This is a genomic window from Pseudomonas sp. PA-7-1E, from assembly GCF_021605325.1.
Taxonomy (GTDB): Bacteria; Pseudomonadota; Gammaproteobacteria; order Pseudomonadales; family Pseudomonadaceae; genus Aquipseudomonas; species Aquipseudomonas fluorescens_BV.
Genome location: NZ_WKFA01000023.1, coordinates 1 through 15567 on the forward strand (window position 1 = coordinate 1; position 15567 = coordinate 15567).

General features: G+C 55.6%; 12 protein-coding genes, 4 tRNA genes and 1 rRNA gene. All 17 read left to right on the forward strand.

Annotated features, from left to right (window positions below; translation table 11 throughout):
* Positions 1 to 110: ribosomal RNA gene (gene rrf / locus GIW79_RS16225) — 5S ribosomal RNA — on the forward strand; the annotation flags it as partial.
* A 155-nt stretch (positions 111 to 265) separates the two neighbouring features.
* A complete protein-coding gene (gene birA / locus GIW79_RS16230) occupies positions 266 to 1225 on the forward strand; it encodes a bifunctional biotin--[acetyl-CoA-carboxylase] ligase/biotin operon repressor BirA (RefSeq protein WP_200647585.1) in 960 nt (319 codons plus the stop codon).
* Positions 1215 to 1964 (forward strand): pantothenate kinase, encoded by a 750-nt coding sequence (locus GIW79_RS16235; protein WP_054896954.1) that lies wholly within the window; start codon positions 1215 to 1217, stop codon positions 1962 to 1964. Before birA ends, GIW79_RS16235 begins: the two co-directional genes overlap by 11 nt.
* Positions 1965 to 1971: 7 nt before the next feature.
* The gene (locus tag GIW79_RS16240; protein ID WP_057975595.1) at positions 1972 to 2418 is read left to right on the forward strand and encodes a hypothetical protein; all 447 of its coding nucleotides are present in this window, start codon (positions 1972 to 1974) and stop codon (positions 2416 to 2418) included.
* Positions 2419 to 2560: 142 nt separating this feature from the next.
* A tRNA-Tyr gene (locus GIW79_RS16245) sits at positions 2561 to 2645 on the forward strand.
* 24 nt (positions 2646 to 2669) lie between these two features.
* Positions 2670 to 2743: transfer RNA gene (locus GIW79_RS16250), tRNA-Gly, on the forward strand.
* A gap of 26 nt (positions 2744 to 2769) precedes the next feature.
* Positions 2770 to 2845 (forward strand) — tRNA-Thr (locus GIW79_RS16255).
* A gap of 143 nt (positions 2846 to 2988) precedes the next feature.
* Positions 2989 to 3064: transfer RNA gene (locus GIW79_RS16260), tRNA-Trp, on the forward strand.
* A 45-nt stretch (positions 3065 to 3109) separates the two neighbouring features.
* Positions 3110 to 3478, forward strand: coding sequence for a preprotein translocase subunit SecE (gene secE / locus GIW79_RS16265; protein ID WP_003194658.1), 369 nt, complete (start codon positions 3110 to 3112; stop codon positions 3476 to 3478).
* A gap of 9 nt (positions 3479 to 3487) precedes the next feature.
* Complete coding sequence (gene nusG, locus GIW79_RS16270) at positions 3488 to 4021, forward strand: transcription termination/antitermination protein NusG (RefSeq protein WP_003176436.1); 534 nt, start codon at positions 3488 to 3490, stop codon at positions 4019 to 4021.
* Between the two features lie 116 nt (positions 4022 to 4137).
* Positions 4138 to 4569, forward strand: a complete 432-nt coding sequence (rplK, locus tag GIW79_RS16275; protein WP_003176435.1) for a 50S ribosomal protein L11 — start codon at positions 4138 to 4140, stop codon at positions 4567 to 4569.
* Complete coding sequence (gene rplA, locus GIW79_RS16280) at positions 4569 to 5264, forward strand: 50S ribosomal protein L1 (protein WP_072448200.1); 696 nt, start codon at positions 4569 to 4571, stop codon at positions 5262 to 5264. Before rplK ends, rplA begins: the two co-directional genes overlap by 1 nt.
* 199 nt (positions 5265 to 5463) lie before the next feature.
* A complete protein-coding gene (rplJ, locus tag GIW79_RS16285; RefSeq protein ID WP_003232405.1) occupies positions 5464 to 5964 on the forward strand; it encodes a 50S ribosomal protein L10 in 501 nt (166 codons plus the stop codon).
* Positions 5965 to 6042: 78 nt separating this feature from the next.
* Entirely contained in the window at positions 6043 to 6408 is a 366-nt protein-coding gene (rplL, locus tag GIW79_RS16290; RefSeq protein WP_020302454.1) for a 50S ribosomal protein L7/L12, read from the forward strand.
* Between the two features lie 219 nt (positions 6409 to 6627).
* Positions 6628 to 10701, forward strand: a complete 4074-nt coding sequence (gene rpoB / locus GIW79_RS16295; protein ID WP_010206926.1) for a DNA-directed RNA polymerase subunit beta — start codon at positions 6628 to 6630, stop codon at positions 10699 to 10701.
* A 64-nt stretch (positions 10702 to 10765) separates the two neighbouring features.
* Positions 10766 to 14965 carry a DNA-directed RNA polymerase subunit beta' gene (gene rpoC / locus GIW79_RS16300; protein WP_003194653.1) on the forward strand — a complete coding sequence of 1400 codons (4200 nt, stop codon included), beginning with the start codon at positions 10766 to 10768 and terminating at the stop codon, positions 14963 to 14965.
* 216 nt (positions 14966 to 15181) lie between these two features.
* The gene (gene rpsL / locus GIW79_RS16305) at positions 15182 to 15553 is read left to right on the forward strand and encodes a 30S ribosomal protein S12 (protein ID WP_002555494.1); all 372 of its coding nucleotides are present in this window, start codon (positions 15182 to 15184) and stop codon (positions 15551 to 15553) included.
* The last annotated feature ends 14 nt before the right edge of the window (positions 15554 to 15567 follow it).

A 15567-nucleotide genomic window follows, 5' to 3' on the forward strand; every position in this document is an offset into this window, starting at 1 on the left:
GACCATAGAGCATTGGAACCACCTGATCCCATCCCGAACTCAGCAGTGAAACGATGCATCGCCGATGGTAGTGTGGGGTTTCCCCATGTGAGAGTAGGTCATCGTCAAGATTAAATTCCAAAACCCCAATTGCGAAAGCAGTTGGGGTTTTGTTTTGGGCGCTCGAAAATCTGGTGGGGCGTCGATCATGACTGATATCCAGCCTTTCTATGCAATGACCCTGCGCATGGCTATCATGCGTGCCTCATTCTGAGGCGATATGTGCATGCTGACGTTGTTGAAACTTCTGAAAGATGGTCGCTTTCATTCTGGAGAAGCGCTTGGTGCCGCCCTAGGCGTCAGTCGCAGTGCCGTGTGGAAGCAGCTTCAGCATCTTGAGGCAGAATTGAATCTCCCCATTCATAAGATCCGGGGGCGCGGATATAGATTGGCTGCGCCATTGATGTTTTTGAATGCGCAGGAAATTTCTCAGAGGGCGGCTTCCTTGGCTTGGCCCGTTCACATTTTCGACTCCATTGACTCCACTAATGCTGAGGCTTTACGTCTTGTCGATGCGGGCAGTGCGGCTCCTTTTATTGTGCTAGCGGAGCAGCAGACGGCTGGTAGGGGGCGACGAGGGCGCAAATGGGTCAGTCCATTTGCGCAAAACGTTTACTACAGCCTTGTATTGCGTGTTGAGGGCGGCCTGCGGCAACTGGAAGGGCTGAGTCTGGTGGTGGGGTTGGCAGTCCTGCAGGCTCTGCGGGAGTCGGGCGTGGAGGGCGCAGCTTTGAAGTGGCCAAACGACGTCCTGGTTGGGCACAAGAAAATCTCAGGCATCTTGCTTGAGTTGGTGGGAGATCCCGCAGATATCTGTCACGTTGTGCTAGGGATAGGTATCAATGTGAATATGCAGAAGGCTGTAGAGGTTGATCAGCAGTGGACCTCGATGCAGCTCGAGACGGGCTCTTCTGTTGATCGCAATCACCTGGTGGCGCGACTGGGCTTGCAACTACAAGCCTACCTAGACCGACACAAGGCTGCGGGTTTTGCCGGGCTGCAAGCAGAATGGGAGCAGCATCACGCGTGGCAAGGGAAGTGTGTGTCGCTTATCGCGGGCGTCAATCAGATTGATGGGGTTGTGCTCGGTGTGGATTGTCAGGGCGCGTTGCGTTTGGATGTCGGTGGCGTTGAGAAAATATACAGCGGTGGTGAGCTAAGCCTGAGGTTGCGTGATGATTCTTGAGCTCGACTGTGGAAATAGCTTTATCAAGTGGCGTGTTCTTGAGTCGAGTGATGCAAGTGTCCGCGCCGAAGGCATCGCAGGTTCGGATATTGCGCTGATCGACAGTTTGGTGGCTTTGCCTGGTCTATTGCTCACGCGTTGTCGGTTGGTGAGTGTTCGCGCGCTTGAGGAGACCGATAAGTTGATAGCAGCGTTGGTAGGGGCATTTGGCGTTGCTGTTTCCTGTGCCACCTCTGCTCGAGAAATGAGCGGAGTACGCAACGGCTACGAAGACTTCCAGCGCCTAGGAATGGATCGATGGCTGGCCATGCTAGGCGCGTTCAAGTTGGCGTCAGGTGCATGTCTGGTACTCGATTTTGGTACGGCGGCGACCGCAGATTTTATCGGTCCGGACGGTGAGCACCTGGGGGGGTTTATTTGCCCGGGTATGCCGCTTATGCGTAATCAACTGCGAACCCATACTCGCAAGATACGTTATGACGACGCGGCCGCTGAGCGGGCGCTGGAGCGTCTCTCTCCAGGTCGCACGACCGTAGAGGCCGTCGAGCGTGGTTGTACGCTCATGCTTAGAGGTTTCGTGCTGACTCAGCTCGAGTTGGCGCGAGGCTATTGGGGGGAGGATTTCACGGTCTTCCTCACTGGAGGCGATGCCGACCTGGTCAGGGATGCTGCGCCTCAGGCTCGGCTGGTCCCGGACCTGGTGTTTGTTGGTTTGGCGATGGCGTGTCCTTTGTCTTGAGGTGATTATGCGCTGGCTGTTTTTACTTTTACTGGTTCTCAATGTTTTTTATTACGTCTGGCATCAGCAAGAGGCGCCATTGCGGGCCAAGGATGTCACGCCCTTGAATTTCCATCGAGGAGCGCAGCAAGATATTCGCCTCTTGAGTGAGTCGGCAGATGCGGTGGCTCGGCGTGATCGAGCGAGGTCGGCGGAGGCGCAGAATACCTGCTTGTACATCGGTGGGTTCTCCGATCGACGCCAAGCCTCCTCTCTTGAGCAGAGGCTCACGAGCCTGGATATAAAGGTCACGGTCCAGTTGCTGAATGCGCAGAGCGCCTCGGGTTATTGGTTGCGTGTGGCTCCTGAGAGCCGTCGCCTGGCTGACGATCTGCCCTTTGAAAGCCTTGCTAATGAATTCAATGAGTTAAAACATAAAATAATGCTGTGCGAAGGCATTGCAACTCTCGAATAGTTTGCATAGAATGGCGCCCGCTTCGCAGTGAAGACCTTTAAGGGCTACAGTGCAAAGCTACCGTCAATGCAGCTAACCTCATAATTTAAATGAGAAAATGCTTGACAGAAGGTCGGCGTGATGTAAAATGCCGGCTCGCTTAGGAGGGGTTCCCGAGCGGCCAAAGGGATCAGACTGTAAATCTGACGTCTACGACTTCGAAGGTTCGAATCCTTCCCCCTCCACCATTTTTAGCGTGAGCTGCAAGCTCCGCGGGTATAGTTTAGTGGTAGAACCTCAGCCTTCCAAGCTGATGATGCGGGTTCGATTCCCGCTACCCGCTCCAAGTTTGCAGGTTGTGCAAGGTGTTTCGCTCTTGTAGCTCAGTTGGTAGAGCACACCCTTGGTAAGGGTGAGGTCAGCGGTTCAAATCCGCTCAAGAGCTCCATATGACAAGGCAGATATGAAAATATCTGCCTTTGTTTTAACAGCTGCCTCGGCTTGAATGTTGTTCGATGTTTCAGGTCTTGTGGGGTTGGTTGTTGTAAAGTCTTTTTCAGGCCTGCATAATGGTCGGCCTGATTTTGTTTTAGGTCAGTAGCTCAATTGGCAGAGCGACGGTCTCCAAAACCGTAGGTTGGGGGTTCGATTCCCTCCTGACCTGCCAGATTCACGTGGTGTGTCTGGCTTTCTTTTCACAGGATCTTCATAGATGACTCCTAAGGCTGAAGCTCAAAGCTCTCGTTTCGATCTGGTAAAGTGGCTCGCTGTAGTCGCCTTGGTGGTCGTAGGCGTTGTTGGCAATCAGTACTATTCTGCTTCGCCGATCCTGTACCGTGTACTCGCTTTGCTTGCCCTCGCTGCTGTAGCTGCCTTTGTAGGCCTGCAGACTGCCAAAGGCAAGTCCTTCGCGGTACTGGTTAAGGAAGCTCGCACCGAAATCCGTAAAGTCGTTTGGCCGACTCGCCAAGAAACCACTCAGACCACATTGATTGTCGTGGCTGTTGTTCTGGTTATGGCGTTGCTGTTGTGGGGGCTTGATTCCCTGCTCGGCTGGCTTGTTTCCTTGATTGTTGGCTAAGGGTGTCCCGTGGCTAAGCGTTGGTACGTTGTGCATGCTTACTCGGGTTACGAGAAGCATGTTATGCGCTCTTTGCTGGAGCGCGTAAAGCTGGCAGGCATGGAAGATGGCTTCGGCGAAATTCTGGTTCCCACTGAAGAAGTGGTTGAAATGCGGAATGGGCAGAAGCGCAAAAGCGAACGCAAGTTCTTCCCTGGCTACGTGCTGGTACAAATGGACATGAACGAAGGTACTTGGCACTTGGTCAAGGATACCCCTCGCGTCATGGGCTTCATTGGCGGTACTGCCGACAAGCCTGCTCCGATCACCGACAAAGAGGCGGAAGCAATTCTGCGTCGTGTTGCTGACGGTAGCGACAAGCCCAAGCCGAAGACATTGTTCGAGCCGGGTGAGGTTGTTCGCGTTACAGACGGTCCGTTCGCTGATTTCAACGGTACGGTCGAAGAAGTTAACTACGAAAAGAGCCGGATCCAAGTGGCAGTGCTCATTTTCGGTCGCTCTACCCCGGTAGAGTTGGAGTTCAGCCAGGTCGAAAAGGTCTAGCTGGGCAAGCATCCCAACCCCGCAGCCTAGGCTGTGGGGTTTTGTCGTCACTGGGATAAACGCGCAAGTAACCGGGGAGCCTTTCGAGGCGTTTGAACCCGTAATTGGAGTGCCTCATGGCCAAGAAGATTACCGCTTACATCAAGCTGCAAGTGAAGGCCGCTCAGGCCAACCCTAGCCCACCCGTCGGTCCAGCTCTGGGTCAGCACGGCGTGAACATCATGGAATTCTGCAAGGCCTTCAACGCCCGTACTCAGGGTCTTGAGCCAGGTCTGCCGACTCCAGTGATCATCACTGTATACAGCGACCGTAGCTTCACCTTCGAAACCAAGTCGACCCCGGCTTCGGTTTTGCTGAAGAAAGCTGCCGGTCTGACCAGCGGTTCCGCTCGTCCTAACACCGTTAAGGTTGGCACTGTAACCCGTGCTCAGCTGGAAGAAATCGCGAAAACCAAAAACGCGGATCTGACTGCAGCTGATATGGATGCAGCCGTGCGTACCATCGCCGGTTCTGCTCGTAGCATGGGCCTTAACGTGGAGGGTGTGTAATGGCTAAGCTGACCAAGCGCCAAAAGGCTATCGCCGGCAAAATCGAAGCGGGCAAGTCCTACAACTTCGTAGACGCTGCTGCCCTGCTGACCGAGCTGTCGACTGTCAAGTTCAGCGAGTCTGTTGACGTTGCTGTGAACCTGGGCGTTGACCCACGTAAATCCGACCAGGTCGTTCGTAGCGCTACTGTGCTGCCACACGGTACTGGCAAGACTGTACGTGTTGCCGTCTTCACCCAAGGCCCAGCTGCTGAAGCTGCTCTGGCCGCTGGTGCTGATCGCGTTGGCATGGATGACCTGGCTGCCGAAATGAAAGGCGGCGACCTGAACTATGACGTCGTAATTGCTTCCCCGGATGCAATGCGCGTTGTAGGTCAGTTGGGTCAGATCCTCGGTCCACGTGGCCTGATGCCTAACCCTAAAGTCGGCACCGTAACTCCAGACGTAGCTACCGCGGTTAAAAACGCCAAGGCTGGTCAGGTTCGTTATCGCACCGACAAAAACGGCATCATTCACACCTCCATTGGCAAAGTCGGCTTCGATGCCGTCAAGCTGAAGGAAAACGTTGAAGCCCTGATCGCTGATCTGAAGCGTATCAAGCCTGCTTCTTCGAAAGGTATCTACGTCAAGCGCGTTACCCTGAGCACCACTATGGGCCCAGGCCTGGTCATCGACCAAGGCTCGCTGGACGTATAAGACATAAATTGGCGCAAGTAATTGCGCCAATTGAAAGATTGGGGTCCCTGCCTGGCGGGGGCTATCCAAGACCGTAGGCGACGCAAGTCTTAAACCAACAAGCCTACGCAGATGGTGCTCCCGGTTCCTTACCGAATCAGACACCAAAACGACATCAGGCCTAGGCCAGATGAAACGGTAACAAGCAGGAGTTAAACCCGTGGCAATTAATCTCGAAGACAAGAAGGCCATCGTCGCTGAAGTCAACGAGGCTGCCAAAGCTGCTCTGTCCGCTGTCGTGGCTGATGCCCGTGGTGTGACAGTAGGCGCTATGACCGGACTCCGTAAAGAGGCTCGTGAAGCTGGCGTATACGTACGTGTTGTACGTAACACCCTGCTCAAGCGCGCCGTTGCTGACACTGAATACAGTGTTCTCAACGACGTGTTCACCGGCCCGACTCTGATCGCGTTCTCTAAAGATCATCCAGGCGCTGCTGCCCGTTTGTTCAAAGAATTCGCCAAGAGTCAGGATAAGTTCGAGATCAAGGCAGCTGCGTTCGAGGGCAAGTTCCTCGCAGCTAACCAAATCGACGTACTGGCAACACTGCCGACCCGCGACGAAGCCATTTCGCAGCTGATGAGCGTGATTCAAGGCGCTACCAGCAAGCTGGCTCGTACTCTGGCTGCAGTTCGCGAGCAAAAAGAAGCTGCCGCAGCCTAAGGCTGAGCAACCTCTCTCGCGTATTTTTGTTTATTTCGATGGCCGCGTAGGCCGTCCCCCAATTCAGGAAATACAGCAATGTCTATCTCCCAAGACGATATCCTCAACGCCGTAGCTGAAATGTCGGTTCTGCAGGTTGTTGAGCTGATCAAAGCTTTCGAAGAAAAATTCGGCGTTTCCGCTGCCGCTGCTTCCGCCGGTCCAGCTGCTGCTGCTGCCGTTGTTGAAGAGCAAACCGAATTCAACGTCATGCTGACCGAAGCTGGCGAGAAGAAAGTAAACGTGATCAAGGCAGTACGTGAACTGACCGGTCTGGGCCTGAAAGAAGCCAAGGCTGTAGTTGACGGCGCTCCTGCCATGGTTCTGGAAGCTGTTACTAAAGACGCAGCTGACAAAGCCAAAGCTACTCTGGAAGAAGCAGGCGCTAAAGTCGAGCTGAAGTAAGCATCGACCTTGCGTCTCCAGCCCAAGCGTTAAGCTGAAGGCTGATGGCTGGTGGCTCTTGCCACCGGCCTTTTTCCGTTCTTGGCTGTCGACTCGGTCGCCGCCATTAACGCGCTGTAGCCACCCGAAGCGGTGGTGCAAACCATGGGGTTTGCAAGATTTTCTGGCTGCTCCCGTCGGAGGGGCCAAACAAGCAGGTGACCAAGCTGGGGAACGCTGATGGCTTACTCATATACTGAGAAAAAACGTATCCGCAAGGACTTTAGCAAGTTGCCGGACGTCATGGATGTCCCGTACCTTCTGGCTATCCAGCTGGATTCGTATCGTGAATTCTTGCAGGCGGGAGCGACCAAAGATCAGTTCCGCGACGTGGGCCTGCATGCGGCCTTCAAATCCGTTTTCCCGATCATCAGCTACTCCGGCAATGCTGCGCTGGAGTACGTCGGTTATCGCCTGGGCGAACCGGCATTTGATGTCAAAGAATGCGTGTTACGTGGCGTTACGTACGCCGTACCTTTGCGGGTAAAAGTCCGTTTGATCATTTTCGACAAAGAATCGTCGAACAAAGCGATCAAGGACATCAAAGAGCAAGAAGTCTACATGGGCGAAATCCCATTGATGACCGAGAACGGTACCTTCGTAATCAACGGTACCGAGCGTGTAATCGTTTCCCAGCTGCACCGTTCCCCGGGCGTGTTCTTCGACCACGACCGCGGCAAGACGCACAGCTCCGGCAAACTCCTGTACTCCGCGCGGATCATTCCGTACCGCGGTTCGTGGTTGGACTTCGAGTTCGACCCGAAAGACTGCGTGTTCGTACGTATCGACCGTCGTCGCAAGCTGCCGGCCTCGGTACTGCTGCGCGCACTCGGCTATACCACTGAGCAAGTGCTGGACGCTTTTTATACCACCAACGTATTCAGCCTGAAGGATGAAACCCTCAAGCTGGAGCTGATCGCTTCGCGTCTGCGTGGTGAAATTGCCGTCCTGGACATCCAGGATGAAAAAGGCAAGGTCATCGTTGAGGCTGGCCGTCGTATCACTGCGCGCCACATCAACCAGATCGAAAAAGCCGGTATCAAAGAGCTGGAAGTGCCTCTGGACTACGTTCTGGGTCGCACTACCGCCAAGGTCATCGTTCACCCGGCTACAGGCGAAATCCTGGCTGAGTGCAACACCGAGCTGAACACCGAGATCCTGGCCAAAATCGCCAAGGCCCAGGTTGTTCGCATCGAGACCCTGTACACCAACGATATCGACTGCGGTCCGTTCATCTCCGACACACTGAAGATCGACTCCACCAGCAACCAATTGGAAGCGCTGGTCGAAATCTATCGCATGATGCGTCCTGGTGAGCCGCCAACCAAAGACGCTGCCGAAACCCTGTTCAACAACCTGTTCTTCAGCCCTGAGCGTTATGACCTGTCTGCGGTCGGCCGGATGAAGTTCAACCGTCGTATCGGTCGTACCGAGATCGAAGGTTCGGGCGTGCTGTGCAAGGAAGACATCGTCGCGGTATTGAAGACTTTGGTCGACATCCGTAACGGCAAAGGCATCGTCGATGACATCGACCACCTGGGTAACCGTCGTGTTCGCTGCGTAGGCGAAATGGCCGAGAACCAGTTCCGCGTTGGCCTGGTGCGTGTTGAGCGTGCGGTCAAAGAGCGTCTGTCGATGGCTGAAAGCGAAGGCCTGATGCCGCAAGACCTGATCAACGCCAAGCCAGTGGCTGCGGCGGTGAAAGAGTTCTTCGGTTCCAGCCAGCTTTCGCAGTTCATGGACCAGAACAACCCGCTCTCCGAGATCACCCACAAGCGCCGTGTTTCTGCACTGGGCCCGGGCGGTCTGACCCGTGAGCGTGCTGGCTTTGAAGTCCGTGACGTACACCCGACGCATTACGGTCGTGTATGCCCGATCGAAACGCCGGAAGGTCCGAACATCGGTCTGATCAACTCCCTGGCTGCCTATGCGCGCACCAACCAGTACGGCTTCCTCGAAAGCCCATACCGTGTGGTGAAAGACGCCCTGGTCACCGACGAGATCGTATTCCTGTCCGCCATCGAAGAAGCTGATCACGTGATCGCTCAGGCTTCGGCCACGATGAACGACAAGAAAGTCCTGGTCGACGAGCTGGTAGCTGTTCGTCACTTGAACGAGTTCACCGTCAAGGCGCCGGAAGACGTCACCTTGATGGACGTTTCTCCGAAGCAGGTAGTTTCGGTTGCAGCGTCGCTGATCCCGTTCCTGGAACACGATGACGCCAACCGTGCGTTGATGGGTTCCAACATGCAGCGTCAAGCTGTACCGACCCTGCGTGCTGACAAGCCGCTGGTAGGTACCGGCATGGAGCGCAACGTAGCACGTGACTCCGGCGTTTGCGTCGTGGCTCGTCGTGGCGGCGTGATCGACTCCGTTGATGCCAGCCGTATCGTGGTTCGTGTTGCCGATGACGAAGTAGAAACTGGCGAAGCCGGTGTCGACATCTACAACCTGACCAAATACACCCGCTCGAACCAGAACACCTGCATCAACCAGCGTCCGCTGGTGAGCAAGGGTGATCGCGTTCAGCGTAGCGACATCATGGCCGACGGCCCGTCCACCGACATGGGTGAACTGGCTCTGGGTCAGAACATGCGCATCGCGTTCATGGCATGGAACGGCTTCAACTTCGAAGACTCCATCTGCCTGTCCGAGCGTGTTGTTCAAGAAGACCGCTTCACCACGATCCACATCCAGGAACTGACCTGTGTGGCGCGTGATACCAAGCTTGGGCCTGAGGAAATCACTGCAGACATCCCGAACGTGGGTGAAGCTGCACTGAACAAGCTGGACGAAGCCGGTATCGTTTATGTAGGTGCTGAAGTTGGCGCTGGCGACATCCTGGTCGGTAAGGTCACTCCGAAAGGCGAGACCCAACTGACGCCTGAAGAGAAGCTGCTGCGTGCCATCTTCGGTGAAAAAGCCAGCGACGTTAAAGACACCTCCCTGCGTGTACCTACCGGTACCAAGGGTACGGTCATCGACGTACAGGTCTTCACCCGTGACGGCGTTGAGCGTGATGCTCGTGCACTGTCCATCGAGAAGACTCAGCTCGACGAGATCCGCAAGGACCTGAACGAAGAGTTCCGTATCGTTGAAGGCGCGACCTTCGAACGTCTGCGTTCCGCTCTGGTAGGCCACAAGGCTGAAGGCGGCGCAGGCCTGAAGAAAGGTCAGGACATCACCGACGAAATCCTCGACGGTCTTGAGCACGGGCAGTGGTTCAAACTGCGCATGGCTGAAGATGCTCTGAACGAGCAGCTCGAGAAGGCCCAGGCCTATATCGTTGATCGCCGCCGTCTGCTGGACGACAAGTTCGAAGACAAGAAGCGCAAACTGCAGCAGGGCGATGACCTGGCTCCAGGCGTGCTGAAAATCGTCAAGGTTTACCTGGCAATCCGTCGCCGCATCCAACCGGGCGACAAGATGGCCGGTCGTCACGGTAACAAGGGTGTGGTCTCTGTGATCATGCCGGTTGAAGACATGCCGCACGATGCCAATGGCACCCCGGTCGACGTCGTCCTCAACCCGTTGGGCGTACCTTCGCGTATGAACGTTGGTCAGATCCTTGAAACCCACCTGGGCCTCGCGGCCAAAGGTCTGGGCGAGAAGATCAACCGCATGATCGAAGAGCAGCGCAAAGTCGCAGACCTGCGTAAGTTCCTGCACGAGATCTACAACGAGATCGGCGGTCGCAACGAAGAGCTGGACACCTTCTCCGACCAGGAAATCCTGGATCTGGCGAAGAACCTGCGCGGCGGCGTTCCAATGGCTACCCCGGTGTTCGACGGTGCCAAGGAAAGCGAAATCAAGGCCATGCTGAAACTGGCAGACCTGCCAGAAAGCGGCCAGATGCAGCTGTTCGACGGCCGTACCGGCAACAAGTTCGAGCGCCCGGTTACTGTTGGCTACATGTACATGCTGAAGCTGAACCACTTGGTAGACGACAAGATGCACGCTCGTTCTACCGGTTCGTACAGCCTGGTTACCCAGCAGCCGCTGGGTGGTAAGGCTCAGTTCGGTGGTCAGCGTTTCGGGGAGATGGAGGTCTGGGCACTGGAAGCATATGGTGCTGCATACACTCTGCAAGAAATGCTCACAGTGAAGTCGGACGATGTGAACGGTCGTACCAAGATGTACAAAAACATCGTGGACGGCGATCACCGTATGGAGCCGGGCATGCCCGAGTCCTTCAACGTGTTGATCAAAGAAATTCGTTCCCTCGGCATCGATATCGATCTGGAAACCGAATAACACGTGACGCGAATCGAGAGCGGGGCTGTTTAGCCCGCTCTCTGCTCCGCCAGGAGGAAAGGCCTTGAAAGACCTACTGAATTTGCTGAAAAACCAGGGTCAAGTCGAAGAGTTCGACGCCATCCGTATTGGATTGGCATCGCCTGAGATGATCCGTTCGTGGTCGTTCGGTGAAGTTAAAAAGCCGGAAACCATCAACTACCGTACGTTCAAACCTGAGCGTGACGGCCTGTTCTGCGCCAAGATCTTTGGCCCGGTAAAGGATTACGAGTGCCTGTGCGGTAAGTACAAGCGCTTGAAGCACCGGGGTGTGATCTGTGAGAAGTGTGGCGTTGAAGTCGCACTGGCCAAGGTTCGTCGTGAGCGCATGGCGCACATCGAACTGGCTTCGCCGGTTGCCCACATCTGGTTCCTGAAATCGCTGCCGTCCCGTATCGGCTTGCTGATGGACATGACCCTGCGTGATATCGAACGTGTTCTCTACTTCGAGAGCTATGTCGTTATCGACCCAGGCATGACCACCCTTGAAAAAGGTCAGCTGCTGAACGACGAGCAGTACTTCGAAGCGCTGGAAGAGTTCGGCGACGATTTCGATGCCCGCATGGGTGCCGAAGCTGTCCGCGAACTGCTGCACGCTATCGACCTGGAGCACGAGATTGGTCGTCTGCGCGAAGAGATTCCGCAAACCAACTCCGAAACCAAGATCAAGAAACTGTCCAAGCGTCTGAAGTTGATGGAAGCCTTCCAGGGTTCCGGCAACTTGCCAGAGTGGATGGTGCTGACCGTTCTGCCGGTTCTGCCGCCAGACCTGCGTCCGCTGGTACCGTTGGACGGTGGTCGTTTCGCGACGTCCGACCTCAACGACCTGTACCGCCGCGTGATCAACCGTAACAACCGCTTGAAGCGCCTGCTTGATCTGTCCGCTCCGGACATCATCGTGCGCAACGAAAAGCGTATGTTGCAAGAAGCGGTTGATGCCCTGCTCGACAACGGTCGTCGTGGCCGCGCTATCACCGGTTCGAACAAGCGTCCTCTGAAATCCTTGGCTGACATGATCAAGGGTAAGCAAGGCCGTTTCCGTCAGAACTTGCTCGGTAAGCGTGTTGACTACTCCGGTCGTTCGGTAATTACCGTAGGCCCGACCCTGCGTCTGCACCAGTGCGGTCTGCCTAAGAAGATGGCACTCGAGCTGTTCAAGCCGTTCATCTTCGGCAAGCTTGAAATGCGCGGTCTTGCGACCACCATCAAAGCGGCCAAGAAAATGGTCGAGCGCGAACTGCCAGAGGTTTGGGACGTTCTCGCTGAAGTGATCCGCGAACACCCGGTTCTCCTCAACCGTGCACCGACCCTTCACCGTCTGGGTATCCAGGCGTTTGAACCTGTACTGATCGAAGGTAAGGCTATCCAGCTGCACCCTCTGGTCTGTGCTGCGTACAACGCCGACTTCGACGGCGACCAAATGGCCGTGCACGTACCGCTGACACTGGAAGCCCAGTTGGAAGCGCGTGCGTTGATGATGTCGACCAACAACATCCTGTCGCCAGCCAACGGTGAGCCAATCATCGTTCCGTCGCAGGACGTTGTATTGGGTCTGTACTACATGACTCGTGAAGCGATCAACGCCAAAGGCGAAGGTCGTGTGTTCGCTGACCTGCAAGAAGTTGACCGTGTGTTCCGTGCTGGCGAAGCCGCACTGCACGCCAAGGTCAAGGTGCGGATCCACGAAACCGTCAACGACCGTGACGGCGGCAGCGTGAGCAACACCCGTATCGTCGACACTACTGTCGGCCGTGCGCTGTTGTATCAGGTTGTGCCAAAAGGCCTGTCGTACGACGTCGTCAACCTGCCGATGAAGAAAAAGGCGATCTCCAAGCTGATCAACCAGTGCTACCGCGTGGTTGGTTTGAAAGAGACCGTTATCTTCGCTGACCAGTTGATGTACACAGGTTTCGCTTACTCGACTATCTCCGGCGTTTCCATCGGCGTTAACGACTTCGTTATCCCGGATGAAAAAGCTCGCATCATCAGTGCTGCCACTGACGAAGTGAAAGAGATCGAGAGCCAGTACGCCTCCGGCCTGGTAACCCAGGGCGAGAAGTACAACAAAGTGATCGACCTTTGGTCCAAGGCCAACGACGAAGTGTCCAAGGCGATGATGGCCAACCTCTCGAAAGAGAAAGTCATCGACCGTCACGGCGACGAAGTTGACCAAGAGTCCTTCAACTCGATGTACATGATGGCCGACTCGGGCGCACGGGGTTCTGCTGCGCAGATCCGTCAGCTCGCCGGTATGCGTGGCCTGATGGCCAAGCCGGACGGTTCCATCATCGAAACGCCGATCACTGCGAACTTCCGTGAAGGTTTGAGCGTACTTCAGTACTTCATCTCCACTCACGGTGCTCGTAAGGGTCTTGCGGATACCGCGTTGAAAACCGCTAACTCCGGTTACCTGACTCGTCGTCTGGTAGACGTTGCACAAGATCTGGTTGTAACCGAGATCGATTGCGGCACCGAGCACGGCCTGCTGATGACGCCGCACATTGAAGGCGGTGACGTTGTAGAGCCGCTGGGTGAGCGCGTATTGGGTCGTGTTATTGCCCGTGACGTATTCAAGCCAGGTACCGAGGAAGTTATCGTTCCTGCCGGCACCCTGGTTGACGAGAAGTGGGTCGAGTTCATCGAACTCAACAGCATCGACGAAGTGATCGTTCGCTCGCCGATCAGTTGCGAAACCCGCTACGGCATCTGCGCCAAGTGCTATGGCCGTGACTTGGCTCGTGGTCACCAGGTGAACATCGGTGAAGCGGTCGGCGTTATCGCTGCCCAGTCCATCGGTGAGCCGGGTACCCAGCTCACCATGCGTACGTTCCACATCGGTGGTGCGGCAAGCCGGACCTCCGCAGCCGACAGCGTTCAGGTGAAGAATGGCGGTACCGTCCGCCTGCATAACCTCAAGCACGTTGAGCGAGTGGATGGTCACCTGGTTGCTGTGTCCCGTTCCGGTGAGCTGGCCATCGCTGATGACTACGGTCGTGAGCGTGAGCGTTACAAGCTGCCGTACGGTGCTGTGATTTCGGTTAAAGAAGGTGACAAGGTCGACGCTGGCGCAATCGTGGCCAAGTGGGATCCGCACACTCACCCAATCGTTACCGAAATGAAAGGTACCGTGACCTACGTGGGCATGGAAGAAGGCATCACGATCAAGCGTCAGACTGACGAATTGACCGGTATGACCAACATTGAAGTACTCGACGCCAAAGATCGTCCAGCTGCTGGTAAGGACATCCGTCCTGCCGTGAAGATGGTCGATGACAACGGCAAGGATCTGTTGCTGCCAGGCACTGACGTAATCGCTCAGTACTTCCTGCCAGCCAACGCCCTGGTCGGTGTAGCGGATGGTGCGAAGATCGCGATCGGTGATGTTATCGCGCGTATCCCGCAAGAAACTTCGAAGACCCGTGACATCACCGGTGGTCTGCCGCGTGTTGCCGACTTGTTCGAAGCTCGTCGTCCGAAAGAAGCGTCGATTCTGGCTGAAGTCAGCGGCACCATCGCGTTCGGTAAAGAAACCAAAGGCAAGCGCCGTCTGGTTATTACCCCGAACGACGGTAGCGATCCGTATGAAGAGCTGATTCCGAAGTGGCGTCACCTGAACGTGTTCGAAGGCGAACAGGTAAACCGCGGCGAAGTTATCTCCGACGGTCCGAGCGATCCACACGACATCCTGCGTCTGCTGGGTGTGAGTGCGCTGGCCAAGTACATCGTTAACGAGATCCAGGACGTTTACCGTCTGCAAGGCGTGAAGATCAACGACAAGCACATCGAGACCATCCTGCGTCAGATGCTGCGTAAAGTTGAAATCGCTGAATCCGGCGATTCCAGTTTCATCAAGGGCGACCAGATGGAACTGACTCACGTACTGGTAGAAAACGAGCGCCTGGCGAACGAAGAGAAGTTTGTCTCCAAGTTCACTCGCGTGCTGCTGGGTATCACCAAGGCGTCGTTGTCCACTGAGTCGTTCATCTCGGCGGCCTCCTTCCAAGAGACCACTCGCGTACTGACCGAAGCAGCGGTAACCGGCAAGCGCGATTACCTGCGCGGCCTGAAAGAAAACGTAGTCGTGGGTCGTCTGATCCCGGCAGGTACCGGTTTGGCTTACCACAGCGAGCGTAAGCGTCGCCGTGATGCTGACAAGCCGCTGCGCGTAAGCGCCAGTGAAGTGGAAGCTGCACTGACCGAAGCGCTGAACTCAAGCGGTAACTGAGTTCTGCGATAGATGAGTCTGGGCCCTGGCACTCCCGTTCGTCGGATCGAGGCATTTTTGCCCCGGTTCGACGCGAGGGGAGGTCGGGGCCTTGCCTTGACTGGGGACAAGATCCTCTTTAGACTCTTGTACCCCTAAATTTGGCGGGAATTCGTTCCTGCCATTTTGCTTTTCTTGCAAGACAATAGCGTCGCAAGACAACAGTGGAGCTAGTAGATGGCAACTATCAACCAGCTGGTACGTCAGCCGCGTAAGCGTATCGTCGAGAAATCCGACGTACCTGCGCTGCAGAACTGCCCGCAACGTCGTGGCGTATGCACCCGTGTGTATACCACCACGCCGAAAAAACCTAACTCGGCACTGCGTAAAGTATGCCGTGTGCGTCTGACCAACGGTTTCGAGGTTTCCTCGTACATCGGCGGTGAAGGCCACAACCTGCAAGAGCACAGCGTGGTACTGATCCGCGGCGGTCGTGTAAAAGACTTGCCAGGTGTTCGTTATCACACCGTACGCGGTTCCTTGGATACTTCCGGCGTTAAAGGTCGTAACCAGGGTCGTTCGAAGTACGGTACCAAGAAGCCTAAGTAGTAGCGGCTTTTTGT

Coding starts and splice junctions, on each gene's coding strand:
- GIW79_RS16235 (WP_054896954.1), top strand. CDS start 1,215: ATGATTCTTGAGCTCGACTGTGGAAATAGCTTTATCAAGTGGCGTGTT.
- rplA (WP_072448200.1), top strand. CDS start 4,569: ATGGCTAAGCTGACCAAGCGCCAAAAGGCTATCGCCGGCAAAATCGAA.
- rpoB (WP_010206926.1), top strand. CDS start 6,628: ATGGCTTACTCATATACTGAGAAAAAACGTATCCGCAAGGACTTTAGC.
- GIW79_RS16240 (WP_057975595.1), top strand. CDS start 1,972: ATGCGCTGGCTGTTTTTACTTTTACTGGTTCTCAATGTTTTTTATTAC.
- rplL (WP_020302454.1), top strand. CDS start 6,043: ATGTCTATCTCCCAAGACGATATCCTCAACGCCGTAGCTGAAATGTCG.
- rpsL (WP_002555494.1), top strand. CDS start 15,182: ATGGCAACTATCAACCAGCTGGTACGTCAGCCGCGTAAGCGTATCGTC.
- birA (WP_200647585.1), top strand. CDS start 266: ATGCTGACGTTGTTGAAACTTCTGAAAGATGGTCGCTTTCATTCTGGA.
- secE (WP_003194658.1), top strand. CDS start 3,110: ATGACTCCTAAGGCTGAAGCTCAAAGCTCTCGTTTCGATCTGGTAAAG.
- rplK (WP_003176435.1), top strand. CDS start 4,138: ATGGCCAAGAAGATTACCGCTTACATCAAGCTGCAAGTGAAGGCCGCT.